Source organism: Brevibacterium sanguinis (assembly GCF_003315415.1).
GTDB lineage: Bacteria > Actinomycetota > Actinomycetes > Actinomycetales > Brevibacteriaceae > Brevibacterium > Brevibacterium celere_A.
Genome location: NZ_QNSB01000002.1, coordinates 1 through 25,448, shown reverse-complemented (window position 1 = coordinate 25,448; position 25,448 = coordinate 1). Strand labels below are relative to the sequence as shown.

18 protein-coding genes and 1 pseudogene are annotated in these 25,448 nt (G+C 69.0%); 10 read left to right on the top strand and 9 right to left on the bottom strand.

The annotated features are described in order from the left end of the window. Position 1 precedes the first annotated feature (1 nt). Entirely contained in the window at positions 2-2,356 is a 2,355-nt protein-coding gene (locus tag DFO65_RS02695) for a LuxR C-terminal-related transcriptional regulator (RefSeq protein ID WP_113902898.1), read from the top strand. A gap of 39 nt (positions 2,357-2,395) precedes the next feature. On the opposite strand, the gene DFO65_RS02690 is transcribed toward DFO65_RS02695, so the two are convergent. Genes DFO65_RS02690 through DFO65_RS02680 form a run of 3 tightly spaced genes read right to left on the bottom strand, consistent with a single transcriptional unit; the run spans position 2,396 to position 5,774 of the window. After that, a complete protein-coding gene (locus DFO65_RS02690; protein WP_220151222.1) occupies positions 2,396-4,129 on the bottom strand; it encodes an ABC transporter permease in 1,734 nt (577 codons plus the stop codon). Next, a complete protein-coding gene (locus DFO65_RS02685; RefSeq protein WP_113903183.1) occupies positions 4,126-5,124 on the bottom strand; it encodes an ABC transporter ATP-binding protein in 999 nt (332 codons plus the stop codon). Before DFO65_RS02685 ends, DFO65_RS02690 begins: the two co-directional genes overlap by 4 nt. Beyond that, the gene (locus tag DFO65_RS02680) at positions 5,124-5,774 is read right to left on the bottom strand and encodes a TetR/AcrR family transcriptional regulator (protein ID WP_113902896.1); all 651 of its coding nucleotides are present in this window, start codon (positions 5,772-5,774) and stop codon (positions 5,124-5,126) included. The genes DFO65_RS02685 and DFO65_RS02680 overlap by 1 nt, the downstream gene beginning before the upstream one ends. Before the next feature lie 107 nt (positions 5,775-5,881). Between DFO65_RS02680 and DFO65_RS02675 the strand changes: the two genes are divergently transcribed. Together DFO65_RS02675 and DFO65_RS02670 are read left to right on the top strand one after the other, a co-directional pair. Further along, positions 5,882-6,274 (top strand): ArsR/SmtB family transcription factor, encoded by a 393-nt coding sequence (locus DFO65_RS02675; RefSeq protein ID WP_113902895.1) that lies wholly within the window; start codon positions 5,882-5,884, stop codon positions 6,272-6,274. Positions 6,275-6,297: 23 nt separating this feature from the next. Beyond that, positions 6,298-6,801 (top strand): SRPBCC family protein, encoded by a 504-nt coding sequence (locus DFO65_RS02670; RefSeq protein WP_113902894.1) that lies wholly within the window; start codon positions 6,298-6,300, stop codon positions 6,799-6,801. Positions 6,802-6,970: 169 nt separating this feature from the next. On the opposite strand, the gene DFO65_RS02665 is transcribed toward DFO65_RS02670, so the two are convergent. Next, positions 6,971-8,305, bottom strand: coding sequence for an MFS transporter (locus DFO65_RS02665; protein ID WP_113902893.1), 1,335 nt, complete (start codon positions 8,303-8,305; stop codon positions 6,971-6,973). A 377-nt stretch (positions 8,306-8,682) separates the two neighbouring features. Here DFO65_RS02665 and DFO65_RS02660 point away from each other — a divergent pair. The 3 genes and pseudogenes from DFO65_RS02660 to DFO65_RS02650 all read left to right on the top strand — a co-directional run bounded on the left by DFO65_RS02660 (position 8,683) and on the right by DFO65_RS02650 (position 14,545). Next, a pseudogene (locus DFO65_RS02660) lies at positions 8,683-10,480 on the top strand (BCCT family transporter). A gap of 119 nt (positions 10,481-10,599) precedes the next feature. After that, positions 10,600-11,622: a class II fructose-bisphosphate aldolase gene (gene fbaA / locus DFO65_RS02655; RefSeq protein WP_113902892.1), complete on the top strand. Its 1,023-nt coding sequence runs from the start codon at positions 10,600-10,602 to the stop codon at positions 11,620-11,622. 202 nt (positions 11,623-11,824) lie between these two features. After that, positions 11,825-14,545 (top strand): AAA family ATPase, encoded by a 2,721-nt coding sequence (locus DFO65_RS02650; RefSeq protein ID WP_181778589.1) that lies wholly within the window; start codon positions 11,825-11,827, stop codon positions 14,543-14,545. A gap of 201 nt (positions 14,546-14,746) precedes the next feature. On the opposite strand, the gene DFO65_RS02645 is transcribed toward DFO65_RS02650, so the two are convergent. Together DFO65_RS02645 and DFO65_RS02640 are read right to left on the bottom strand one after the other, a co-directional pair. After that, complete coding sequence (locus DFO65_RS02645) at positions 14,747-16,282, bottom strand: alanine/glycine:cation symporter family protein (RefSeq protein WP_113902890.1); 1,536 nt, start codon at positions 16,280-16,282, stop codon at positions 14,747-14,749. 396 nt (positions 16,283-16,678) lie between these two features. Continuing rightward, complete coding sequence (locus DFO65_RS02640; RefSeq protein ID WP_113902889.1) at positions 16,679-17,347, bottom strand: TetR/AcrR family transcriptional regulator; 669 nt, start codon at positions 17,345-17,347, stop codon at positions 16,679-16,681. 256 nt (positions 17,348-17,603) lie between these two features. On the opposite strand from DFO65_RS02640, the gene DFO65_RS02635 reads away from it, so the two are divergent. Then, on the top strand, positions 17,604-18,185 hold the full coding sequence (locus DFO65_RS02635) for an NADPH-dependent FMN reductase (RefSeq protein ID WP_113902888.1): 582 nt from the start codon (positions 17,604-17,606) through the stop codon (positions 18,183-18,185). A 174-nt stretch (positions 18,186-18,359) separates the two neighbouring features. After that, on the top strand, positions 18,360-19,121 hold the full coding sequence (locus tag DFO65_RS02630; protein ID WP_113902887.1) for a 3-hydroxyacyl-CoA dehydrogenase: 762 nt from the start codon (positions 18,360-18,362) through the stop codon (positions 19,119-19,121). A 33-nt stretch (positions 19,122-19,154) separates the two neighbouring features. Here the strand turns inward: DFO65_RS02630 and DFO65_RS02625 are convergent, their stop codons facing one another. Then, positions 19,155-20,594: a serine hydroxymethyltransferase gene (locus tag DFO65_RS02625; protein WP_113902886.1), complete on the bottom strand. Its 1,440-nt coding sequence runs from the start codon at positions 20,592-20,594 to the stop codon at positions 19,155-19,157. Here DFO65_RS02625 and DFO65_RS02620 point away from each other — a divergent pair. Next, positions 20,593-20,841, top strand: a complete 249-nt coding sequence (locus DFO65_RS02620; protein ID WP_113902885.1) for a hypothetical protein — start codon at positions 20,593-20,595, stop codon at positions 20,839-20,841. The two genes, DFO65_RS02625 and DFO65_RS02620, sit on opposite strands and share 2 nt — an antisense overlap. A gap of 48 nt (positions 20,842-20,889) precedes the next feature. On the opposite strand, the gene DFO65_RS02615 is transcribed toward DFO65_RS02620, so the two are convergent. Then, positions 20,890-21,924, bottom strand: coding sequence for an NAD(P)H-dependent flavin oxidoreductase (locus DFO65_RS02615; RefSeq protein WP_113902884.1), 1,035 nt, complete (start codon positions 21,922-21,924; stop codon positions 20,890-20,892). Between the two features lie 155 nt (positions 21,925-22,079). Next, positions 22,080-22,688 (bottom strand): dihydrofolate reductase family protein, encoded by a 609-nt coding sequence (locus DFO65_RS02610; RefSeq protein ID WP_113902883.1) that lies wholly within the window; start codon positions 22,686-22,688, stop codon positions 22,080-22,082. A 606-nt stretch (positions 22,689-23,294) separates the two neighbouring features. Here DFO65_RS02610 and DFO65_RS02605 point away from each other — a divergent pair. Beyond that, complete coding sequence (locus DFO65_RS02605; protein WP_113903182.1) at positions 23,295-24,665, top strand: trans-sulfuration enzyme family protein; 1,371 nt, start codon at positions 23,295-23,297, stop codon at positions 24,663-24,665. Positions 24,666-25,448: the final 783 nt, after the last annotated feature.

Here is a 25,448-nt window from a genome sequence, read left to right as displayed (position 1 = left end):
CATGAGCCCGGAACCGCACCGACCCGATCACCGACGCGCAGCGAGCCCTGCGGATCTGCAACAGCTGCTGGGCGTCGACGAGCACGTCGCGCGGCTGCTCTACGACGCCTCAGGCGGCTGGGTGGCCCCCGCCCGGGCGGCACTCGACTCGGTCGCGGCCTCGAACCGGAGCCTCGGCGAGCTGCTCGGCTCGGGAAGCCTCGCCGAGTTCGCGATCCGCAGCGGCCCCGACGTCGACATCTCGCTCGACCGCCGGGATCGATTGGCGCTGCGGACACTGTCACTGCTGCACCGGTTCTCCGAGCACGTCGCCGTGATCGCACTCGACGCGGTCGCCTCGACTCTCGAGCAGCGGGACGTCGACGCCGAAGACCACAAGGTCACCCTGCTCAGACTCCAGGCGATGGGACTCGTCCTCGCCGACGGTGAGGCGGACGCCCTTCACGTGCCGGCGCTCATCGCGGCGTGGGTGCGGTCGCTCTCGACCCAGGACGGATTGGTCGGCAGCTCCTCCCAGAACGGGAGTGCGACCGGACCGGGGTCCTCTCTCCGCCCCGCCGACGAGGACGCTCCGCTCGCCCGCCTGCGCTCGACCCTCGTCGAGGCATTCACCGAGCAGATCGAGTTCGCGACTTCCCCCGACGCGGTGCTCGTCGAGAACGCTCTCCTGCTCGCGCGGGCCGGACGGCTGTGGACAGCCCTCGGCAGGATCGCCTCGGCGGTGGGGCTTCCGGTTCTCTACCTCTATCCGGAGTCGATCGAGGCCTTCGCCCACCTGCCGCAGAGAGCCGTCCGCGAGTCGCCCGAGCTCGCGCTCCTGTCCGTCATTGCCGACACCGTCGCCGAGGCGCGGAGCAGGGCTCCGCGTGCCGGAGACACGTCGACCGGCAGACTGCGCGAGCTCGTGGCCAGGGCGACTGCTCCGGGCACACCGGGATCGCGGGAGTTCGCGCTGCTCTGCGAGCCGACGGCCCCCGCAGCTGAGGAGCCACCTGGCGCGAGGATCGACGACAGCACGTCGTCCCCCGACCCCACCTCGGCCGAGCATCCCGGCGCACTGATCGAGGCGAGGGACGTGCTCGCCCGGATGTCGCAGCTCTCGGGGCAGGGCCGACACCGCGAAGCCGCGCAGGTCGGAGCCGGCTGGGTGTCCCTCGGCGCGCCCCGGCCGCGGGCCATCGTCCGGTTCCGGGCGGCTGTGGAATCCGTGCTGGCCGGAGAACCGGGGCGTGCCCTGGCGCTGCTGCGCGACATCGAGGATGCGATGCAGGAGCGCGCCGTCGTCGGTGATTTCCTGGCCCCGGCCATCGTCGCCTGGTCGGCTCTGGCCTCCTTTCTCGGCGGAGACCACCGACGGGCGGAGGGCGACCTGCTCCGATTCGCGAGCCTCGACGAACCGCCGATCGTGCTCGAGGCGGCGTTCCGTCCCGCGGCACTCATCGCTGCGGCACACCGAGCACTCGATCGTCTCGACCTCGGGCGGTTGGCCGACCTCGTCGCGAGGCTCAAGGAGTTCCCGGAGATGGGATCCCTGTGGATCCACGTGCCGGTGCTCGAACGGACTCTGGCGCTGCTCTCCGCCACCTCGGAGTCGGGGATCCTCCTCGCTGACGAGGAAGCCGAGGTGTATGCGCAGACACGGCGGACCTCCGAGGCCGGGGCAGGCGTGCTCAGCGCCTCGCGGGCCGCCGCGCTCGTCGGGCTCGGACAGCTCTTCCGGGCTGAGCAGCTGCTCGCAGAGCTGCCTGCGCGCGTCGGCGCGAAGTATGTGCTCACGGCCCGCAGCTGCGTGGTGGCGGGGAGGTTCGACGATGCGCTGGCGGTGATCAGGTCGCACTTCTACGACGACTTCCTCAGCACCCGTGAGCGTGCCGAGCTGACCGGGCTCAGGGCCGTGGCGCATCTGCGCTCGGGAGAGGAGGACGAGGCAGCCGCGGCATTCAGGGAGGCCATCGAACTCTCCAACTGGGTGGGCTCGCTGCTCCCGATCGCGCTGCTGCCGGCACCGGACCGCAACACCCTCCTCGACCTCACCCCCGATGTCTGGGGGCCGGTCCTGCAGGAGTTCGCTCGGGATCGGATGCCGACCGCCGACCTCCGGGACCTTCTGGGAGGTGTCGCGACCGCGCTGGTGCCGAGTGTCGACAGCCCGAACCTCACCGAGAGGGAGAGGACTCTGCTCGCCCTGCTCGGGCGCAGCCGATCGGTGTCTCAGATCGCGGCCGAACTCCACCTCGTCGAGGGAACGGTGAAGAACAACCTCTCCGCCCTCTACCGGAAGCTCGGCGCATCCGGTCGCGAATCCGCGCTCGCCCGTGCGAGAGCCCTCGGCTACGTCGACCCTCCCGAGACCTGATGGCGAGGGTGCCGAGATTCGCCGCTCCGCGCGAGCAGCTCACGCGGTGATGAGGTTCCTCCGGCGGAAGCCGAGCACTCCGAGGCACACGAGCACCGCCGCGACGCCGATGAGGACGAGCACCGCCTCGGCGGACAGATCCTGGGCCGGGTACTGACCGACGTGCCGGAAGACGGAGGTGTCGAGGACCTCCTCGTCCACCTGCAGCATCTGCCCGAACAGCGTCAACACCGCGCTGCAGACGAACACGATCCACGTCAGCGCCATCAGCCGGGGAGCGAAGCCGTAGAGGGCCAGGGCGAGGGCGAGGAAGACCCAGACCGAGGCGGTCTGCGCGGTGTGGCCGAGGACCGAGGGACCGAACACCTCCCAATCACCGGTCGAGACTGCGGCGCCCAATCCGTCACCGAGTCCGGCGAGGAGCATCAGCCACAGGACTCCGAGAGCCGTCACACAGGTCCACGACAGGAGCCAGGAGCTGCGACTCACGGCGGTGGCCAGCACCGGTTCCGTGCGCACTCCCTGCTCCTCGGAGCGCAGGCCGAGGATCGCGAGGACGGCATAGGCGGTGACGATCAACGCGAAGTACATCGCCATGTACCCGATGTAGCCGTCGACGATCCCCGCGGCCCCGCCCATGATGTCGACGATCTCCGGGGGCATCCCCGCCGCGCTGTCGGCCATGGCGCCGGTGAAGGAGCCGAACACGACACCCATGGTGAACACGCCGATCGACCACCAGACCAGGCTCGAGCGCTGCAGCCGCAGCGCCAGGCCGAGCGGAGTCGACAACGAGCCCGGGGCGTGCTCCCGACCGAGGCGTTCGGCGAGGATCCCGGCCGCCAGATCGCGCGTCGACTGGAGCCTGACGGCGATCGGGACGAGCACCGCGAACAGGCCCAGGTGCAGCAGCAGGGGCCACCACCTGTCGAGGACGAACGGCGCGGTCTGCTGGGCCCAGCCCAGTGGGGAGAGCCAGGTCAGCCACTCGAGGTCCCCGTCCTGCACGGCCGACATGTCCCCGAGGCCGCGGATGACGAAGGCGGCGGCGAGGACCGCGCCGGCGATGCCGGATCCCGCGCGGGCGAACGCGGAGAACTGTGAGGTCACCGCGGTCACGGCGGCGAAGACGCAGCCGACGGCCGCGACGCCGAGGGAGAACAGGACCACCGAGGCCAGCGGCTCCGGTTCGGCGGCGGAATAGCGGAAGGCCAGGGTCATGAGCACGCTCAGCGCGGCATTCATCAGCACCGCGACGACGAGAGCCGCGATCAGCTGCGTATCGCGTCCCGTCACGTTGGCGCGGATGAGTTCGGCCCGTCCGGTCTGCTCCTCGATGCGGGTGTGCCGGGAGATCGACGTGATGTTCATCATCGCCGCCCCGAGCATGAGGAAGACGCCGTAGACCCCGGTGATGAAGCGGGGGAGCGTGATCTCGTCGAACCCGTATCCGGGGCCGGAGATCAGCCCCATGATCGGGTTCCGGGCGAACACCGTCATGGAGGCAAGCGCCTCGTCGTCCATCACCGTGCCGATGGCGTTGGCGAAGTAGGCGGTCAGTGCCGCCAGCCCGAGCACCCACAGCGGCAGCCGCCACCGGTCCCGCCGGAGCATGAACCGGATCATCGTGGCCAGGCCTGCCAGGCTTCCTCCCTGTCCTGACCCGGTGGGGGCGGCATGCCGGGGCCCGCTGCGGCCGGAATCGCCTCGGGGATCGTCCGGGGCGGACCGCCGGGGCGGTTCCGCGGGTGTGGTGAGGATTCTCGTGGTCATGATCGCGCCTTGTCGAAACTGCGGCTGGTCAGTCCGGTGGTGGTGAGGACACGGGTGCCCGAGGGGCCGTTCGAATCCGCGCCGTCGGCGGCGCGATCGGCGTCGTCGTAGTGGCGCAGCAGGAGCTGTTCGAGGGTCGGCGGCGTCGCCGTCAGCGATCGGATCTCATGCTCTCCCAGTGCCCGCATGATCGCCGGCAGCTCGGCCGTGTCGGCGCTGAAGTGCAGCCGGGTCCCGATCCGCTCGAGATCGTGCACCCCGGCCATCGCCGTGAGCTGAGGGACGGCGGTGGCGACGTCGACGGTGATCGCGGTCCGCGACAGGTGCCGCAGCTCGCTCAGGGCTCCCGACTCGACGATCCTTCCCTTGCGGATGATCGAGACCCGATCGGCCAGGGCCTCGACCTGGGCCAGGATGTGGCTCGAGAGCAGAACCGTGCGTCCCTCGTCCTTGGCTTCGCGGATGCACTCCTGGAACACGGCCTCCATCAGCGGGTCCAGCCCCGCCGTCGGCTCGTCGAGGAGCAGCAGATCGACGTCCGAGGCCAGCGCCGCGATCAGGGCGACCTTCTGCCGGTTGCCCTTCGAGTACGTGCGGCCCTTCTTGCGCGGGTCGAGATCGAAGCGGTCGATGAGCTCATCGCGGCGTCGTTCGTCGACTCCGCCCCGGAGCCGGGCGAAGAGGTCGATCGCCTCCCCGCCGGTGAGTCCGGGCCAGAGCTCGACATCGCCGGGGACATAGGCGAGCCGACGGTGCAGGGCGACGGCATGCTTCCACGGATCCTCGCCGAGGAGGCGGATGCGCCCCGAGTCGTGGCGCAGGATGCCGAGCAGGATCCGGATGGTCGTCGACTTGCCGGCGCCGTTGGGGCCGAGGAAGCCGTGGACCTCGCCCCGGGCGACCTCGAGGTCGAGGCCGTCGAGAGCGCGGACCCGGCCGTAGGCCTTGACCACCTCGGTCAGGGAGATGGCCGGACCGTCGGTCTGGGGTGTCATCATGACTGATCGTCTCCGTTCGGATCGGTGTCGGCCTCGACATCGGGGATCGAGTCGAGGACTCCGTTGACGTAGAGGTCGAGCAGGTGTGGTGCCAGTCGTGTCAGGGTGTCCTGGACATCCGTCGTGCCCAGTGCCGTCTGGATCCGGCCGGCGAGCATCATCGGCGCCAGTGCGAGGGCGGCGATCGTGGCGGCCTGGCCCCGCCGGTCCGTGCTCTGCCGGAACGTGTACCCGGCGAAGCCGTCGGCGAGGTATCCCTCGACGAGGTCGATGTAGTGCTCGAAGTAGCGCTGCCCGTGTTCGCTGGGGTCGAGGAGCGATTTCATCAGGTAGTCGATGTTCGTCCGCATCACAGGGTCGGCGAAGACGATCTCCATCGCCATCGTCGAATAGCGGGCATTGGCGGCCTTCGCCTCGGTGATCGCGGTGAAGACATAGTCGTCGCACGCGGAGCGCAGTCCCTCCTTCGAGCCGAAGTGATGGATGACGAGCCCGGGAGAGACCCCCGCCGCCGAGGCGATGCCGCGGATCGTCGGCTTCGTGAAGCCCTTCTCCGCGAACTCGCGGATCGCCGCCTGCTGGATCCGGTCGGCTGTCTCGGGGGAGGAGTTGGGGGAGCGGTCCGAGCTCTTCTTCGTTGAACGCATGTTCAATATTAAACGCCTGTTCAATGCTTCCGTCGAGGGGTGGGGTCGATTCCATTCGGCCTGTGGAACCCATTGACATACAACCAAACGGTTGTACGATGAGTGTCATGAAGACCCTCTCCGACGATCAGGCGGACGCCCTGTTCCATGCGCTGTCGGATCGGACCCGGCGTGACATCGTCAGGCGGGTCATGGACGAGGGTCAATCGGTCTCCACCTTGGCGGCGAAGTACGACATGAGCTTCGCCGCGGTGCAGAAGCATGTGGCCGTGCTCGAGAGGGCAGGGCTCGTGAACAAGCGCAGACGCGGACGCGAACAGGTGGCCAGGACCGATGTCGGGACGATCCGCTCGGCGCAGGAGCTGCTCGGCGAGCTCGAGCACCTGTGGCGGGAGCGCGTGGAGCGCATCGACGACCTGCTGGCCGCCGATGGGGGCTCGACCGGATCGACCGATCGGGCAGAACCGTCCGGCGCAGCGGGCGGACCGCCAGTCAGTTGACCACATCCGATGGAGGAGCAGTCATGCCAGTCACAGAAGTCCACCACGACGAGAACGCACTCACCCTGACCATGGTGGCGGAGTTCGCCGCGCCGCCCGAACGCGTCTGGCAGGTCTACGCCGACCCGCGCCAGCTGGAGAAGATCTGGGGTCCCCCGGGCTACCCCGCCACGGTCGTCGATCACGACATGCGGCCCGGCGGCAAGGTCACCTACTTCATGACGAGCCCGGAGGGGGAGAAGTACTGCGGCTTCTGGGTCGTCACCGACGTGGACGAGCCGCGCTCCTTCGGCTTCCATGACTACTTCTCCGACGAGGAGTTCAACCGGGTCGACGAGATGCCGGCGGCCCACAACGTCTACACCTTCACGGCGATCGACGGCGGGACCCGGGCCGAGTACGTCGGCACCTACGAATCGCTCGACGGGCTGAAGAAGGTGCTCGAGATGGGCGTCGTCGAAGGGGCGACCGGCGCGATCGGCCAGATCGACGAACTGCTCGCAGGCGAGACCTCGGTGGCCTCCTAGAAGCCGTCCCACCGCCTCGGCGAGGTGCCCGATGACGCCGAGGTGCTGCGCCCGGTGCGAGTTGTGTGCACTTCGTTCTGGCCCGGTGCGAGTCGGGTGACGTTCGTTCGGTTTCTGTCAATCGAAACGGACAGATCGTCACACGATTCGCCGTCCCCGACGCGCATCGTCACCTCTGCATCGCCAGGCGCGGGGCCTCCGGCCTGACGGGGATGATGAGGATCAGTCCGAGCAGCAGGACGAGGAGGATCCCGAGGACGCCGGCGCGCTGGAAGCCGAACACGGAGATGGAGACGGCGAACATCGCGGGGCCGAGGAAGCTGACGGCGCGCCCGGTGGTGGCGTAGAGGCCGAAGTTCTCGCCGGCGCTCTCGGGCGGGGTGATCCTCGCGAGGAACGACCGGCTCGAGGCCTGCACGGGTCCGACGCAGAAGCTGAGGATGAGCGCGCAGGCCCAGAACACCGCGCGCTCCTCGCTGAAGAGGATCGGCAGGCCGCCGAGGAGGATGACGATGAGTCCGGCGATGATCACCGGTTTGGGTCCGAAGCGGTCGTCGAAGACCCCCGCGATCATCGCGCCCGTCCCTGCCGCGATGTTGGCGGCGACGCCGAGGACGATGATCTCCGAGGCGCTGAACCCGTAGCTGCCGGCCGCGAGGACGCCGGCGAAGGCGAAGATCGCGGCCAGACCGTCGCGGAACACCGCCGAGGCGATGAAGAAGCGCAGGGTCTGGTGCTCTTCCCTCCACATCCGCACGAGGCGGCGGACCAGGGCGGCGTAGTCGGAGAGGAATGCCCTGACGGGGTTGTCCGTCGCGGTCGAGGTGCTCTCGGGCCCGGGCGCGGTGAACAGCACCGGAAGCGCGAAGACGGCGAACCACAGCGCGGACAGCGCCGCGACGATCCGGAACCGCAGCCCTCCCTCGTCCGCGGCGCCGAGGATGCCCACCTCGGGCTGGATGACGAGCACGAGGAGGAGGACGAGGAGGACCAGCCCGCCGACGTACCCCATGCCCCATCCGAAGCCCGAGACCCGGCCGACATTGTCGGGACGGGTGATGCGGACCATGATCCCGTTGTAGGACACTTCGGCGAACTCGAAGAAGACGCTGCCGACGGCGATGAGGAGCAGTCCCAGCCACAGGTACTCGGGGGAGTCGCGGACGAAGAAGAGGCCGAGCATCGAGAGCACGACGATGCTCGTGTGGATGCCGAGCCACATCCGGTGCCGCCCGCCCGCGTCGGCCCGCGTTCCGACGGCCGGAGCGACGAGCGCGATGACGAGCCCGGCCGCGGCCATTGACCAGCCGAGCGCGGACGAGCCCGATTCCTCGCTCGCCGCCACGCCCTTCGTCAGGTACGGGGTGAAGACGAACGTGATGATGACGGCGTTGAACGATGCCGACCCCCAGTCCCACAGCGCCCAGCTGAGGATTCGGGACCGGGAGCTCGCCGGCGGGGACGGCCGGGAACTCGGAGGCGGGGGAACCGCATGGCTCTGCATAACTGCACCTTACTGAAGAGAGGCGCCGATGGCCCCGCGGTTCCGCATCAGCGGCCCGTGGGTCCGTCCGGATGTCGCGTCCGCGCGTGGCACTCTTCTTGAAGTCTGCCGCCGATTCCGGCAGGGTGAGTAGTCGGTTCCATGCATTCGATCCGAAAGGCACCATGAATCACCCTGCAGAAGGCAGTGACAAGGGACAGTGGAAACCGCCCGCAGAGGACACCTCCTCCGAGGCGGCATCGGGCTCATCGGTGAAAGTCGACCCAGCAGTCGCGGTGACCGGCGAAGTCCCCGACAGTGAAGCCCCCAACGGTGCGGGCCCGGACAGTGCAGTCGAGGAGGGGCAGGCCCATTTCCTCTTCGGCGCCCCGGAGCCTGTGCGGCTCCATCTGCCGCAGCGCCTGCACATCGGCGAGGGTGATTCCGATGACGAGATCACCACGAAGCTGCGCGATCAGGGTGTGCGCATCGGCAGGGGCCTCATCGCCCCGCGGGTGTTCTGGCCCGCGCTTCGTCATCGTGGCCATCGCGGGACTGGCCATCATCCTGCCTGATTAGACCGGTCCGGTCCTCCTGTCGATCCAGAGCTGGATCGTCGCCGACCTCGGCTGGTACTACATGCTCGTGGTCGGGGGCTTCGTCGCCTTCGCCATCGTCGTGGGGCTGTCGAAGTACGGGAAGATCCGACTGGGCAAGGACGACGACGAGCCGGAGTTCGGAGTGCTCTCGTGGTTCGCCATGCTCTTCGCTGCCGGCATGGGCATCGGACTCGTCTTCTACGGAGTGGCCGAGCCGCTGACCTACGCCACGACCGGGGCGAAACCCGGTTGGGAAGGCGGAGAAGTGGAGAACGCCCAGATGGGCATGGCTCAGACCTTCGTCCACTGGGGACTGCACCCCTGGTCCCTCTACGCCGTCCTCGGCCTGGCGCTCGCCTATGCGATCCACCGGCGCGGCCGTCCGCTGTCCATCCGCTGGGCGCTCGAGCCCCTGCTCGGCCATCGGGTCAAGGGCTGGACGGGTGACCTCATCGACATCATCGCCATCTTCGGCACCGTCTTCGGCATCGCGACCTCGCTCGGACTCGGCGTCCAGCAGATCTCGGCCGGACTCAAGCACATCGGTGTCGTCGGGGAGTACGACAACACCTTCCTCATCATCCTCATCGTCATCATCACCTTCCTGGCCACCGCCTCGGTGGTCTCGGGTGTCGGTGCGGGAATCAAATGGCTGTCGAACATCAACCTCAGCCTGGCCGGGATCCTCCTCGTCACCGTGCTCGTGCTCGGTCCCACCCTCTTCCTGTTCCAGAACTTCGTCGAGTCGCTCGGCGTCTACCTCGCCAACGTGCTCGACATGACCTTCGACATCGGTGCCTACACCGGTGATGAGGGTGCCGAGTGGAACGCCTCGTGGACGCTGTTCTACTGGGGCTGGTGGATCTCCTGGGCGCCGTTCGTCGGCGTCTTCATCGCCCGCATCTCGCGGGGACGGACCGTGCGCGAGTTCATCGCCGGAGTGCTCCTCGTGCCCTCGATCGTCGGCTTCTTCTGGTTCTCCGTCATGGGCGGGACCGGACTCCACCGGCAGCTCTTCGGCTCGGGTGACCTCGTCGACCCCGCCGAGGGGGTCGTCGCCGAACGAGTGCTCTTCGACGTCCTCGGCGACCTGCCGCTGGGCTCGGTCCTGTCGGTCATCGGCATCATCCTCGTCGCGATCTTCTTCATCACCTCCTCGGACTCAGGGTCGCTCGTCGTCGACATGCTCGCCTCCGGCGGCCATCCCAACCCGCCGATGTGGTCGCGCGTGCTCTGGGCACTCCTCGAAGGAGCGCTGGCGATCGGTCTGCTCGTCGCCGGCGGCCTCGGTGCCCTGCAGGCAGGCTCGCTGATGACGGCGCTGCCGTTCAGCATCGTCCTCATCTTCGTCTGCATTGCGACACTCAAGGCATTCCGCGCCGAGGCGAGGCGGACCGAGGAGCTGGAGACGGCGGCACGGTACCGCGAGCTCGGTGAGCAGCTCGCCGACGACTTCGGCGAGTACTTCGAGGAGAAGGTCGATCAGCGCATCGACTACCGGCTCACCCGCAGCAGGGGGCTGCTCGACAGGCAGCGGGGAAGGGGAGCCCGCCGCGGCGGAACCGGCGCTCAGCGCCCCGCCCCGGGCAGCCGCTGACCGACAGGGCCCGCGCCTCGGCGGTCTGTGACCGTTTCCGGGCGATCACTTAGGCTGTAGGCAGATCAGTTCACGTTCGGATGACCGCCGGGGTCATCGCGTTTCGAAGAGGAGCACTCATGCCCATCGCAAGTCCTGAGGTGTATGCCGAGATGATCGACCGGGCGAAGGCCAAGGGCTTCGCCTATCCGGCGATCAACTGCACGTCCTCGCAGACGATCAACGCCGCCATCCGCGGCTTCGCGGAAGCGGGGTCGGACGGCATCGTGCAGATCTCGACCGGCGGAGCCGAGTACATGTCGGGTCCGACGGTCAAGGACCGGGTGCGCGGAGCGATCGCGTTCTCCGTCTTCGCCGCCGAGGTGGCCAAGAGCTACGACGTCAACATCGCCCTGCACACCGACCATGCACCGAAGGACGCCGTCGAGGAATGGGTCAAGCCGCTGCTCGCCCTCTCGACCGAGCGTGTGAAGTCCGGAGGGGACCCCTACTTCCAGTCGCACATGTGGGACGGTTCCGCGGTGCCGCTCGACGAGAACCTCTCCCTGGCCGCCGAGCTCCTCGAGCTCTCGACCGAGGCGAAGTCGATCCTCGAGATCGAGGTCGGCGTCGTCGGCGGCGAGGAGGACGGCGTCGAGAACGAGATCAACGACAAGCTCTACACGAGCGTCGACGACGGTCTCGCCACGGTCCGTGCCCTCGGTGCGGGGGAGAAGGGACGCTACCTCACGGCGCTCACCTTCGGCAACGTCCACGGCGTCTACAAGCCGGGCAACGTCCGGCTGCGCCCGTCGCTGCTCGGCGAGATCCAGGAGGCCGTCGGCAAGGAGATCGGCCAGGAGTCCCCGTTCGACCTCGTCTTCCACGGTGGCTCGGGTTCGAGCGCCGAGGAGATCGCCGAGGCGGTGCGGCACGGTGTCGTGAAGATGAACATCGACACGGACACGCAGTACGCCTTCACCCGTCCCGTCGTCGAGCACATGTTCCGCAACTACGACGGAGTGCTCAAGATCGACGGCGAGGTCGGCAACAAGAAGCTCTACGATCCGCGCTCCTACGGCAAGGCCGCCGAGGCGGGCATGGCCGAGCGCGTCGTCGAGGCCTGCCGGCACCTCGGCTCCGCAGGCACCAGCCTCAAGTAGCCTCCTCCCCGGGCGCGCCGCGTGCGCGCGAACGCCTCACGTCGAGCGCACCATGTTCTCTCGAGGGCCCCGCACAGTGCCGGCTCTCGTCGGACCGTGGTGCGCTCGCCGCTTGGCCGCTTCCCGCTCGACCGCTCGCCCGACCGCTCGACCCGCCGCCGACCGCTCGCCGCCTGACCTCGATGTTACCGAAGGATCCCCGATGCCGCAGCCCGACCTGAGCACCGAGACCGAGCCGGCGACCGGTGCCGCCGACCGGACCGGACCGCTCGACGGCAGGGGCTTCGCGTTCGCCGACGGCACCGGGTCGGCCGCCGGCCCGGGGTCGGCGCCGGTCACCGGATCGGTGCCGGTCACCGAACTGACGGTGGTCGGCGCCCGTGAGCACAACCTCGCCGACATCACCGTCGCCCTCCCGCACGGGCAGCTCATCGCGATCTGCGGAGTCTCCGGGTCGGGCAAGTCCTCGCTCGCCTTCGACACGATCTACGCCGAGGCGCAGCGGCGCTACCTCGAATCCGTCTCCCCCTTCACCCGGCACCTGCTCGGGACGATCGCCGCCCCCGAGGTCGACCGGATCACCGGGCTGCCCGCCGCGATCGCGGTCAGGCAGCTCGTCACCGCGGCCCCCGACCATTCGAGCGTCGGCACCCTGTCCCAGGTCTCCGATCTGCTCCGCGTCCTCTTCTCCCGCATCGGCACCTACCCGCCCGGGCTCGACCATCTTCCCGCCTCGGCGTTCTCCCCGAACACCGTCGAAGGCGCCTGCCCCACGTGCGCCGCCAAGGGCAGCCTCGACGACATCGACCTCGACGCGGCTGTCCCCGACGACCGTCTGACCATCCGGGACGGGGCGATCGCGGCGTGGCCGGGCGGCTGGCTGGGCCGGAACTTCAAGCACCTCGTCGAGACGATGGGCATCGACATCGACCTCCCATTCAGGGAGCTGCCGGAATCGACCCGCACCTGGCTGCTGCTCACCGACGAGACGCCGACGATCACCGTCGACCCCGCCTCCCTCAAGGAGACGATCGCGCGCGGGTACAAGGGGAAGTTCCGCAGCGCCCGACGCTACCTCCTCGACACAATGGTCACGACCGGGTCCCGGGCGACCCGGGAGCGGACCGCGCAGTTCCTGCGCCACGAGCCCTGCCCTGAATGCGGGGGAGCGCGGATCTCCCGCGCCGCGCTCGGCGTGAGGATCGGAGGGGAGACCATCGCCGAGGTGGCCTCCCGCAGCCTCGACGACCTCGCGCGCTTCATCCGCTCCGCCGTCACCTCGGGGCAGGACTCGGACGGCGGGCCCGGTCGGGCGGATGCGGCGAGCGAGGGAGCGGCCGGAGTCCTCCTCGACGAGCTCGCCAAGCGGACGCGCGTCATCTCCGAGCTGGGCGTCGGCTACCTCGCGCCGAACCGGCCCGCCTCGACCCTGTCGCCCGGCGAGCTGCAGCGGCTGCGGCTCGCCGCCCACCTGCACAGCGGCCTCCATGGGATGCTCTACGTCTTCGACGAGCTCTCCACCGGCCTGCACCCCGCCGACACGGACCACCTCTTCGGGTTCATCGAGGCGCTGCGCGATGCGGGCAACACCGTCGTCCTCGTCGAACACGAGATGGAGACGGTGCGCCGCTGCGACTGGGTCGTCGAGCTCGGACCCGGCGGCGGGGACCGGGGAGGGACGGTGATGTTCTCGGGGCCGGTCGCAGATGCGCTCGCCGGGGACAGCGGTGTCGCCGCCCGTCTGCGCAACGAACCCGATACCCCGCCGTGGAGGCCCGATCCCACGCCGGCAAACGCTCGTCAGGGCGACGGATCGGGCGGCGGCACCGGATCGCCTGCCAGCGGGGACTCGGCCGGACGGGGCGGTTCGTCCGGTGGGGCCGGCGCACCCGAGTCCGGATGGGCCCGCTGCTCGGGCCTGCGGGCGAACACACTCGCCGACGTCACCGTCGAGTTCCCCACCGCCGCGCTCACGGTGGTCACCGGGGTGTCGGGGTCGGGGAAGAGCTCGCTGCTGCGCTCGGTGGCGGCACTCGTCTCCCGGTCCGGAGCGACGTCGCTCCTCGACGACGATGAGCCGGCGGCTCTCGACGCCGACCTCGGCTTCGCCGAGGCGAACGCCGTCGGACTCGAGGAGTTCTCCCGGGTCGTCAGCTTCGATCAGAGCGTCATCGGGCGGTCGCCGCGCTCGGTCATCGGCACCTACCTGGGGATCTTCGACAGGATCCGTGCGCTCTTCGCGGCCACGCCCCTGGCGAGGTCCAGGGGCTACACGGCCTCCCGGTTCTCCTTCAACACGGCCGAGGGCCGCTGCCCCCGCTGCGAGGGGCTCGGCATGATCACGATCGACCTCGTCCACCTGCCCGCCTCCAGCGGGAGCTGTCCCGAATGCGAGGGCAGGCGCTTCACCGACGAGACGCTTCAGGTCACGGTCGAGGGTCTGACCATCGCCGAGGTGCTCGGACTGTCGATCGACGCCGCGGCCGTCCGGTTCGCCGAGGTGCTGCGCGCCGTCGACCACTTCGAGGCACTGCAGCGAGTGGGCCTCGGCGGTCTGCTCCTCGGGCAGTCGACCTCGACGCTCTCGGGCGGGGAGGCTCAGCGCCTGCGGCTGGCAGCGGCCATGCGCGCGCGGAGGAGACGGGAACGCTCACTGTTCATCCTCGACGAACCGACCAACGGCCTCCACCCCAGCGATGCGCGGGTGCTCGGGGAGCTGTTCCGGCAGATCGTCGACGAGGGCGACACGATCCTCATGGCCGACCACAACATGGAGATCGCCGCCGGTGCCGACTGGCTCATCGACCTCGGGCCGGGAGCCGGACCGGAGGGCGGCGGGGTCGTGGCGGCGGGCCGGCCGAAGGACGTCGCCCGGAGCGGAGCGGGCGCCACGGCTCGCGTGCTCACCGAACGGTTCGGCTGAGCCGCGCGGAAGCCGCCCGGAGCCGGGCGTGCTCACCTCACCTGCCCTCACCTCGGCGACCATTGCCGGTATCGAGGCGCGCCCGCGCCTCCGCGGCGCCGCGGCCCGACCACCCCTCACTGTGGCGGAGCAGGCCGAAGGCCCGGGACGCCGTTGTCCCGGGCCTTCGACCGACCGATCCTCTCGGAGAGGACGAGGCGCTCAGCCCTTCCTGTCCGCCCCGGTGCGGAGGCTCGCCAGACGGTGCACCCAGAAATCGGCGTTCCGGATGCTGAGCGCCTGCGGGTCGAACACCGGGTCGAGGCCCTCCTTGGTCTGCCGCTCGTAGTCGCGGAGCGCCTTGAACGCGGGCTGCTGGAGGAACAGGATGGCGATGACGTTGAGCCAGGCCATGAGGCCGACGCCGATGTCGCCGAGGGCCCAGGCGCTGCCGGAGGCCGAGATCGCGCCGACGGCGACGGCGACGAGGATGAGCGCCTGGAGCACGCGCTCGCCGATGACCATGACCATCTTGTTCTTGAAGCGTCCCAGCAGGTAGACGAGGTTCGTCTCGGCCATGTAGTAGTAGGCGACGATCGTCGTCAGCGCGAAGAAGAAGATCGAGATCGCGATGAAGCTCGCGCCCAGGCCCGGGATCATCGTGTCGAGTCCGGCCTGAGGCCAGGTCTCACCGGGAGTGGCGGCGATCTCCTCGGCGAGCTGACCGCGTCCCGAACCGATGATCGTCGTCTGATCGGCGTCGAAGACCTTGTACATGCCGGTCGAGAGGATCATGAACGCGGTGGCCGAGCACACGAGAAGGGTGTCGATGTAGATCGCTCCCGCCTGCACGAGGCCCTGCTTGGTGGGATGGGAGACCTCGGCGGCCGCTGCGGCGTGCGGTCCCGTGCCCTGTCCGGCCTCGTTGGAGTAGATCCCGCGCTGGACGCCCCACTGGATGGCCATGCCGAGGATACCGCCGAAGGCCGCCTCGGGGCCCGCGTCGACGCCGAAGGCGGACTTGAAGACGAGTTCGATGACCGAGAGGAGCTGGTCGGCGTTGACGAGGGAGACGACGATCGCGGCGAGGATGTAGATGATCGCCATGAACGGCACGACGAGGGAGGCGAAGTGCGCGATGCGCTTGACTCCGCCGATGACGATGAAGCCCATGATGACGGCCAGTCCGATCGCCGTCACCCACGACGGGAGGTTCCACGCGTTCGTGACCGCGCCGGAGATCGCGTTCGACTGGATTCCGGGGAGCATGAAGCTCATCGCCATGACGGTGACGAAGGCGAAGACCATGCCGTAGACCTTGAACAGGCCCTTCGCCTTGGTGTGGCGATAGGCCTTCTCGATGTAGAAGGCGGGACCGCCGCGGTACTCACCGGTCTTGGGGTCCTGCTCCTTGAAGATCTGACCGAGGGTCGATTCGACGTAGGAGGTGGAGGCGCCGAGGAGCGCCGAGATCCACATCCAGACGACGGCACCGGGGCCGCCGAAGGCGATGGCAGTGGCGACACCGGCGATGTTGCCGACGCCGACGCGTCCGGCCAGCGACATCGCCAGCGCCTGGAACGAGGAGACTCCCTCATTGGAGCTCTTGCCCCGGAACATCTGGACGAAGATCGCCTTGATCTGACGGAATTGGACGGCCCGCGAGCGGATCGTGAAGTAGACCCCCGCCCCCAGGCAGAGATAGACGAGTGCTGATGACCAGACGATGCCATTCAGCCATTCGATGAAAGCGGACACACTTCTCCTCAGTAGTTCTGCAGTTCTTCATCTGCGGACAGGGCGAACAGTCGTCGTTCCCCTGTGATACGACTCATAAGTCAAGCCCATTGTGACGTGGGACGCAAATCTGTCGAGCACCATCGTATGCGCTGAGATCCGACGGCGAGGCGATTCTCGAGGTTTCCGTCCAGGTGATCGGACTGCCAGTCCTGACCTGGGATTTTATGTCTCGTCTTGTGGTATGGGGAGGTGGAGGTTGCGATCGGCCCGTTCGCGGGTGACCGGCTTCGGGCCAAACTCCTGCGCTTGCAGGCTCCTAAGCGGGGTCGGCCCCCGAACGTGACCCGACGGGACTGATTCGATGCGGCGCCACGTCGAATCAGTCCCGTCGGGTCACATCAGCGGCAAGTGGGGTCAGCCCTGCTGCTGCGGGTCGGCGATGAAGTCGAGGATACCGGCCTGGCTGATCGGGATGTCGAGGAGTCGATCGAGCTCCTCGCGGTCAGGCTCGATGCCGAGGATGCGCAGCGCATAGAGGGTGAAGTCGCGCTCGATCTGTTCGGGCGTCAGCTCACCAGTCGGCCGGTACCAGATGGAGAGAGAGTTGCAGATCGACAGCACGGCACGCGTGGCCAGCTGGGGGTCGTCGACGGTGAACTTCCCGGCGTCGACCCCTGCGGCGATGACGTCGCCGAGCACGGCCCTCGCCTGCCGCTGCAGCGTCCTGATGGCGGCGGCGTTCTCGCCCTCGAGGCGTTCGGTGTCGCGCAGCAGCACCGTCGAGACCGAGACGTTCTCGATCCGGTATCTCACGAGGTAGCGCACGGATGCCGCGAAGCGATCGACGACGTCCTCGCCCGCCTCGGCGATGACGGCGAGGCCGTGCTCGATGTACCAGGAGTAGGCGGTCTGCACGAGCTCGAACAGGGCGTCCTGCTTGGATGGGAAGTAGTAGTAGAGAGCGGACAGACTCAGCCCCGCGGCCTGCGCGATGTCCCGGATGGAGGCGCCGTCGAAGCCCTTCGTCGCGAAGGTGTCGCGCGCCGAACGGAGGATGTTGTTGCGGCCGTTGGTTGAACGCACGGTGCTGGGTCTCCTTGCGAGCCGGGAAATCGAACAATCACTCACTTGCCAGTCGACAATACAACACGGCGCCTCCCGCGAGCCCGGAACCGGCGGAGCCCCTCCCCGCGCGGCATGTGAAGCCATGGTGCACGTCACGGTCGAAGGGGGGAATAGTTGACTGTTCAACCATGTTCTCCGTGGAGTGCGGGCCATTCGGTCACGTCCGACTGCTCGCACGGACCGATCCGGACACACCACCGAACAAAGGACGACAATGCTCTCCATCGCGATCATTCCCGGCACCTCCCGCCCGCAGGCCCTCAACCCCCAGATCGTCTCCTGGGTGTCCGAGCAGCTGGCCGGCCGTGACGACGTCCGCGCCGAGGTCGTCGACTTCGGCGACTTCGACCTGCCCCTCCTCGACGAGGTGATCCCCGCCGGTGCGAAGATGTACCAGAACGATCACACGAAGGCCTGGGGAGCCAAGCTCGATGAGTTCGACGCCTTCATCTTCGTCACCCCTGAGTACAACCACTCGATCTCGGGATCGCTGAAGAACGCCCTCGACTTCGTCGCCACCGAGTTCAACCACAAGGTCGCCGGCATCGTCAACTACGGCGCTGACAAGGGCGTGCGCGCCGCCGAGCACCTGCGTCACATCCTCGCCAACTACAAGCTCGCCGTCGTCCGCGACCAGGCGTCCTTCAGCATCTTCACCGACGTCGCGGACGGCAAGTTCGCTCCCACCGAGGTGTCGGCGGCTCCGTTCGCATCGATGGTCGACGACATCGTCGCCTGGGGCGAGGCGCTGAAGTCCGTGCGCGAGGACTCGGCGGAGGACGAAGCGGCCGCCTGAGCTCTCCCGTTCGCCGACAGCTCAGCGATCAGCCCAGGGCGCACCTCGTGAAGTGCACCCTGGGCTGATCGCTGCGGTGTCGCCGTTTCGGTGCTCCCGGGGTGACCGGGACCGCTCGTTGCCTTAGAGTCGGAGTGAATGAACGATCACTCAGTCTCGACTCGAAGGACATCCATGGATCTCAACAATGCCGTCGCGCTCGTCACCGGTGGAGCCTCCGGACTCGGCCGGGCGACCGCCGAACGCCTGCTCGCCGCGGGAGCTCAGGTCGTCATGGTCGACCTCAACGCCGAGGTGGGTGAGCAGGTCGCGACCGAGCTCGGCGACCGTGCCCACTTCGTCGTCGCCGACGTCACGAGCGAGGAGCAGGTCCAGGCCGCCGTCGACACGGCGACCGGCCTCGGCGCCCTGCGGGTCGTCGTCAACTGCGCGGGCGTCGCGACGCCCGGGAAGCTCGTGTCCAAGCGCGGCCCCCTGCCGCTCGAGACCTTCGAGAAGGTCGTGGCCATCAACCTCGTCGGCACGATCAACGTCTGCCGTCTCGCCGCCGCCGCGATGCAGCGGCAGGACCCGGTGGGCGAGGAGCGCGGCGTCATCGTCAACACGGCGTCCGTCGCGGCATTCGACGGGCAGATCGGGCAGATCGCCTACTCCGCCTCCAAGGGAGCCGTGGCCGCGGTGACCCTGCCCATGGCCCGCGAGCTCGCCGCCTCCCTCATCCGGGTGGTGACGATCGCACCGGGCATCTTCGAGACGCCGATGATGGCAGGACTGCCCGCCGAGGCGCAGGAATCACTGGGCAGGTCCGTGCCGCATCCGGCCCGGCTGGGCAGGCCGGCCGAATACGCGCAGCTTGTCGAGTCGATCGTCGCCAACCCGATGCTCAACGGGGAGACGATCCGCCTCGACGGCGCGATCCGCATGCAGCCGAAATGACCCGAGCCGCGGTCGCGGCTTCCGGCCCCGGGCTCAGGCGGTGAACCTCACCTCGGTGAATTCCCTGCGCCACGCCGAGACTTCGGCGGCGATCTCGTCCAGGGTCGCCTCGGCGGGAGTGCCGGCCGTTCCCGCAACCCCAGCTTCCGCGTCCCCGGCCGACTTGGCGCCACTGTCGCCACCTGCGGTCAGCGCGCGAGCGATGAGCGAGGCCAGGCGCGGCATGTCCGCGACCTCCATGCCCCGGCGCACGATCTCCGGGGTGCCGATGCGGATGCCGTTCTGGTCACCGGGGATCTCGGGCACGGGCAGGCCGATGCCCGAGGTGAGGAACCCGGCCCGCTCGAGGACACGGGCGGCCGTGGTGCCGCCGCCGAAGGGAGCGGCCAGGAGCCCGAACTGGTGGGAGTCGGTGAATCCGCGCTCGCATTCGAAGGGCTGGACCCCCGCCTCGGCGAGGGATCGGGCCAGGACCGCCGCGCACGCCCGCATCCGGGCGGCGTAGTCCTCCCCGGTCTCGATCCAGTCCGCCAGTGTGACACCGAGCGCGGCGACGGCGCTGACGTCGAAGTTCGCTGTCAGTCCGGGGAAGGCGATGGCGTCGATCCGCTCGGAGAGGGCGGCGTCGTTGCTCAGCAGCAGCCCATGGGTGGGCCCGCCGAGGCTCTTGTACGTGCTCATCGACATCAGGTGAGCGCCCTCGTCGAGGGGGTTCGCCCACTGCTTCCCGGCGATCATCCCGCACACGTGGGCGGCGTCGAAGAGCAGGTGAGCGCCCACCTCGTCGGCGATCTCACGGACCTTGGCGACCGGATGCTCGAAGAGGTTGAGGGATCCGCCCATCGTGATCAGCCGCGGGCGCACCTCGCGGGCCAGCGCCGCCAGCGCATCGAGATCGTAGCTGTAGGCGGCGACGTCGACGGGCGCGTCGACCGTTCTCAGCCCGTAGAGGCCCGCGGCACCCGCCGCATGATGGGTGACGTGACCGCCGATCGTCGCCGGTGAGGCGATGATCGTGTCACCGGGTGCACACGTGGCCATGAACGCGTAGAGGTTGGCCATCGCGCCGCTGGGCACCCGCACCTCGGCGAAGGAGGCGTGGAACAGTCGCGCGGCGAGCTCGGCGGTGATGACCTCGATCTGCTCGATGTGCTCGAGCCCCATCTCGTACTTGTCACCCGGGTAGCCGAGCGACGTCCGCGACCCCGTCCCGCTCGACAGGAGCGCTGCGGCCCGCGGATTGAGGACGTTGGAGGCGGGGTTGAGATTGAACGTCTCCTCGTCATGGAGCCTGTCCGAGGCTGCGACGAGGTCTTCGATGCGATCGACCACAGCGGCCATCGGGGTGGCCGCGCTCGTCTCCGGACCGTGATCGCCGGCGGTGGGATCCCCCTCGCCGAGGTGGGTCCTCGCGATCTCCTCGATGCGGGCGCGGCTCTCTGCCGGGACCCAGGCCTGTGGTGACTGGAACATGGATGACTCCTTCGTCGCGGTCGTGGTGCCGGTTCGATTCCGGCTGCCGCCGGTTCACGTCCGGCGCTCGTGCTGCCTTCTCGATCATAGGGAGGGCCGCGAAGGATTCCGCCCTTTCGGACTCAAGAGTGCGTACACGAAATGGCTGAAGGAGATCGAACGATGCGAAGGCGCCGAGCGCCGGTTCGCCGGTGACGACGGCGAAACCGAGATCCGTGGAGGGGACATCGGTCCGCGAGAGTCGTGACGGGGACCATGACGTCGATGAGGTGTCCGAAGGACGCGGAGCGTTGAGTCACCCTCGGGCGAAGCGGGCGCCGAGCTCCTTGACGATCGTCTCCGCCGAGCCCTCTGTCGCACCCCGGTAGCCGGTTCCCGCCCACAAGTGCAGCCCCTGCGGATCATCGGAGGCCTTCGCCGCCGCACGGAACTCCTTGGTCAGGTGGTGGATCGCCGGGTAGGCGTCGATGGCGAGGTCGTCGAACCGGTGGACGAAGTCGTTGACGAGTGCTCGCGCGGGTCGCCCGGTGAATGCCCGGGTCAGCCGCGTCTCGGTGAACATCCCGTCCTTGAGCGCCCGGCGGTGCGTCGCCGAGGTGCCCGCTTCGTCGGCGAGGAGCAGCAGGGTTCCGATGGCGACTGCGCTCGCCCCCGCCGCGAGAAGCTCCTCGACAGCACCCGGACCGTCGACTCCTCCTCCGGCGGCAAGGGGCAGGTCCACCTCGGCGCGGACCTCGGTGAGCAGGTCGATAGTCGGGCGGTCGGCGATCCGTCGAGTGGGATCGGCAGTGCCGCTGTGCGCACCGGCCCGCGGACCCTGGACGATGAGGCCGTCGACCCCTCGGTCCCGGGCGGTCCGCGCCTCGTTGAGGGTCGTCACCGTGGCGGCCACCTGAGTGCCCACGGCCTGGAGGCGCGCAACCACCTCGGCGGTGGGGAGGTTGAACGTCGTCGAGACGAGGGGCACGGGATGGGACAGGAGGTGGTCGAGCTTCTCGGTGAAGTGGTCATCGTCGACGACGGGTTCGGGGTCGAGTGTGATCCCACGGTCGGCGGCGAGGGGCTCGAGCTCGCGGACGAACGTGTCGAAGGCGGCGCGGTCGAGGGGCACGGGGTTCGGGGCGAACAGGTTCACCCCGAAGGTCTCCGTGGTCTCCCGAGCGCGCTCCACCTGCTCCGCGAGCGCCTCGGCGGTGAGGTACCCGCCGGCGACGAAGGGGAACCCACCGGCTCGGGCCACCGCCTCGACGAGGTCCGGGGTCGTGGTGCCGCCGGCCATCGGGGCGCCGATGATCGGCAGGTCGGTGGTCATGAAGGCGATCGTCGACATTGCGGTTCTCCTCACTGTGGTCGTGGGGCCATTGTCGCACCGGACGGTCTCCATGCTCTGGCCTGGGCCTTCCCGGGCGGTCCGGATCCGATCCGTCGAGAGGTGTGCCAACGTCGCCGTCGCCGTCGCCGTCGCCGTCGCCGGTGCCGGTGCTGTCACCCGACGCCGGAGTAGTCCTCGTGCGGGGCGGCGCCGGAGGCGGAGTACTCGAGGATGACCAGCCCCGCCGGGGTGGCCGATGAGCGGTCGAGTCGGAAGCCGCGATCCTCCAGCGGGTGGGTCAGCAGTCGCCGACCGGCGCCGACGACGGTCGGGGCCAGCGCCAGCCGGAGAGTGTCGACGATCCCGGCGTCGAGGAGGGAGGCGGCGAGGCGAGCACTGCCGTGGATCTGAAGCTCCCGACCCGGCCTGGTCCTCAGCTCGGCAACGGCGCCGATGTCGGCGAGCACCGTCGTGGGATTCCACGTGCCCTGACCGAGAGTCCTGCTCACCACGAACTTGGGCAGCGTGTTCATCCGCACGGTGAACGGGTCGGGCTCGGGGATCTGCGGCCAGTCGCGGGCGAAGGCCTCGTAGGTGCGGCGCCCGAAGAGTAGTCCGCCGGCCAGATCGAGCCATTCGGAGGCCTGGGCGACGAACGCCTCGTCGAGGAAGGGCGTGAACCAGCCGCCGCGGGTGAAGCCGTCAGAGGTGTCCTCATCGGCCGAGCCCGGTCCCTGGCTCACTCCGTCGAGGCTGACGAACTGGGTGAGTGCGATTCTCAAGGCAGTGCCTCCTCGCTGTTTCGGATTCCGATTCCGACTCTGGTTCCGATTCGGATTCCGACTCCGGTTCCGACTCCGGCGCGGGCGGCCCGGGGAACGGCGCCGGACGGTGACGCTGCGCTCCGACGGACGCAGCGATCCCGACGCCCGGCGTCTCGCCTGACGCAGCATTCTCGACGGTCGGCGTCTCGTCCGACGCAGCATTCCCGACGATCGGCCTCCGCGGTCATGGTGCCAAGAGTCCCACACCTCGGCGGCCGAGGGAAGACCCCGACGAGGCTCTTAGAAATCCCTCGGATCAGCAGGGGCCGTGCCTCACACAATAATCCTCGCGAACACTTCCCCACCCACACGGGTACGCGGCCGAGGGAAGACCACTCGGGATGCGCGCCGGCTGACGCACCGCCGCCGGGAGAACCGACATGACGGTTCGTGACTGCGGCACAAGACGAATCATGACGGGCGGTGACTTTCCGGGTCACGACCGTCGCTCCCGTTCCGGGTGGCGGGCCAGACTGGTGGGACTTCGGCAGCGATGTCGAAGGGACCACCAGTGAGAAAGGACCCGCCGTGAGCTCCACAGATCGCGTGCAGCGAAGTGACCAGGTGTCGACGACGACCGCCTCTGCCTCGCAACCCGCCCCGAACGGTATCTCGACCCGCTCGATCCATGCCGGCGCCCTTCCCGAGGCGCACACGGGCTCCGTCGTCGCCCCGATCTTCCAGACCTCGACGTTCAAGATGGACGTCCCGGGGGTCGCCCGTGCCGGCTTCGACTACGCCCGGACCGGCACCCCGAACCGCAGCGACCTCGAAGAGGTGCTCTGCGATCTCGAGGGCGCTTCCTTCGCGGCGGCCCTCAACTCGGGCACCTCCGCCGAGGTCGCGGTCTTCTCCGCGCTGCTCGGCCCGGGCGATGAGATCATCATCCCGCGCGACATCTACGGCGGGACATACCGGTTGCTCGTCAATGAGTACGAGCGTTGGGGCGTCACGGTCACCACCGTCGACCTCACGGACACCGCCGCGCTCGCCGCGGCGATCAGCGAGCGGACGGCCATCGTCTGGGTCGAAACCCCGAGCAACCCGGGCCTCGACGTCATCGACATCGAGGAATCCGCGCGCCTGGCCCATGCCGCGAACGCGCTCCTCGCCGTCGACTCGACGTTCGCCACCCCGTACCTCCAGCGGCCGATCGAGCTCGGCGCCGACGTCGTCATCCACTCGACGACGAAGTTCATCAACGGCCACTCCGACGTCATCGGCGGTGCCGTGCTCACCGGTGACGGGTCGACCTGTGCCCGTGCCGCCGAGGCGACCGACCGCCTGGTCGAGTACCTCGCCTCCGTCGGGCTGGGGATCTCGCCGTTCGACGCCTGGCTGACTCGGCGTGGGATCAAGACCCTGCCGGTGCGCATGGCCAAGCACTGCGAGAACGCGCAGGCCGTGGCGGAGTGGTTGGAGCAGCGCCCGGAGATCGCCGAGGTGTATTACCCGGGCCTGCCCTCCCACCCCGGCCATGAGACCGCGAAGCGCCAGATGAGCGGATTCGGCGGAGTCGTCTCCTTCTGCACCGACACCGAGGAGCGCGCGCTCTCCCTGGTCCAGAGCACCGAGCTCATCACGCTGGCCGAATCGCTCGGCGGCGTCGAGTCCCTCATCGACCACCCGGCCACCATGACCCACCTCGCCGTCGCCGACTGCGAACTGAGCGTCTCGCCGAAGTTCATCCGCCTGTCGCTGGGGATCGAGGACATCGACGACATCCTCGCGGACCTCGACATCGCTCTCGCGAAGACCCATCCCGAGTCGACTCCGAACGTCGACAGCGCCGAGGTGAGCGAGGCGGAGGCCGCAGCAGTTGACGCGGCGGTTGCTGGCGCGGACGTCGTGGCGGTCGCAGACGCGGCCGAGGCGGCGGTCGCGCGTGCCGCGGGCGTCGAACCCGAGGACGCCGACGTGCTCACCCGCGCCTGACCCAGGCCCGGTTTCGCACTCCGCACCGTTAGCTCCAATCCACCGCGTCGCAACGGTGCGGGGTGCGGCTGACGGTGTGGGGTGCGAAACTGCCGGGAGGGCATGCGGCTGACGGTGCGCGACGCTGCCGGGTGGACGTGCGGCCACCGGCAGGGGGTGAGGTTCGCCTGTAGGGGAAACCCGAAGCTCGGTCGGCGGTCAGCTTGCTGTCGGGCCTGTCCGGGGTCGGCGTAGCGTAGTCGGTATGAGTGAGAAGACCCCCGAGAATCCGCACGAGGAGCCGCAAGGCCCTGAGTCCGCGGAGACTTCCCCCGACGCCGCCACGGCGCATCCCCAGCCACCCCTCGAAACCCCGACGCATCCCCGAACGGCTGATCCTCAGCAGGCGAACTCCCAAACGGCACACCCCGAGCAGGCGAACCCCAGCCAGCACACGCAGGAGTATCCGCAGACGCTCTCCTATTCGCGGACCCAGGTGGTCCCCTTCGCCGAGGCGGAGCACGGGACCCCACATGACCGCGGCGCCACGTCGGCGTCTCACGCTGATCCCGCTCCTGCCTCACGTCACGACGTCCCACCGCAGCCCGCGACCCCTCCTCAGGTCGCTGACTACGCCGAACAGGTCGGCCCGCTGCACTCCGCCTACGCCGCCCACCCTGCCAACTCAGGCCCGCAGCCGGCTGCTCATCCCGCCCACTCGGGCCCGCGGGGGCGGGGGGGGCGGCCGGCGGCGGGCCAGCGGGCTGAGGGCCCGAGTGGGCGGGAGGCGCAGCCGGCTGCGGG

What these genes read in the sequence shown, in the direction of transcription:
- DFO65_RS02695 (WP_113902898.1), top strand. Translation starts at nt 2, where the DNA reads ATGAGCCCGGAACCGCACCGACCCGATCACCGACGCGCAGCGAGCCCT.
- DFO65_RS02690 (WP_220151222.1), bottom strand. Translation starts at nt 4,129, where the DNA reads ATGACCACGAGAATCCTCACCACACCCGCGGAACCGCCCCGGCGGTCC.
- DFO65_RS02685 (WP_113903183.1), bottom strand. Translation starts at nt 5,124, where the DNA reads ATGACACCCCAGACCGACGGTCCGGCCATCTCCCTGACCGAGGTGGTC.
- DFO65_RS02680 (WP_113902896.1), bottom strand. Translation starts at nt 5,774, where the DNA reads ATGCGTTCAACGAAGAAGAGCTCGGACCGCTCCCCCAACTCCTCCCCC.
- DFO65_RS02675 (WP_113902895.1), top strand. Translation starts at nt 5,882, where the DNA reads ATGAAGACCCTCTCCGACGATCAGGCGGACGCCCTGTTCCATGCGCTG.
- DFO65_RS02670 (WP_113902894.1), top strand. Translation starts at nt 6,298, where the DNA reads ATGCCAGTCACAGAAGTCCACCACGACGAGAACGCACTCACCCTGACC.
- DFO65_RS02665 (WP_113902893.1), bottom strand. Translation starts at nt 8,305, where the DNA reads ATGCAGAGCCATGCGGTTCCCCCGCCTCCGAGTTCCCGGCCGTCCCCG.
- fbaA (WP_113902892.1), top strand. Translation starts at nt 10,600, where the DNA reads ATGCCCATCGCAAGTCCTGAGGTGTATGCCGAGATGATCGACCGGGCG.
- DFO65_RS02650 (WP_181778589.1), top strand. Translation starts at nt 11,825, where the DNA reads ATGCCGCAGCCCGACCTGAGCACCGAGACCGAGCCGGCGACCGGTGCC.
- DFO65_RS02635 (WP_113902888.1), top strand. Translation starts at nt 17,604, where the DNA reads ATGCTCTCCATCGCGATCATTCCCGGCACCTCCCGCCCGCAGGCCCTC.
- DFO65_RS02630 (WP_113902887.1), top strand. Translation starts at nt 18,360, where the DNA reads ATGGATCTCAACAATGCCGTCGCGCTCGTCACCGGTGGAGCCTCCGGA.
- DFO65_RS02620 (WP_113902885.1), top strand. Translation starts at nt 20,593, where the DNA reads ATGGATGACTCCTTCGTCGCGGTCGTGGTGCCGGTTCGATTCCGGCTG.
- DFO65_RS02625 (WP_113902886.1), bottom strand. Translation starts at nt 20,594, where the DNA reads ATGTTCCAGTCACCACAGGCCTGGGTCCCGGCAGAGAGCCGCGCCCGC.
- DFO65_RS02615 (WP_113902884.1), bottom strand. Translation starts at nt 21,924, where the DNA reads ATGTCGACGATCGCCTTCATGACCACCGACCTGCCGATCATCGGCGCC.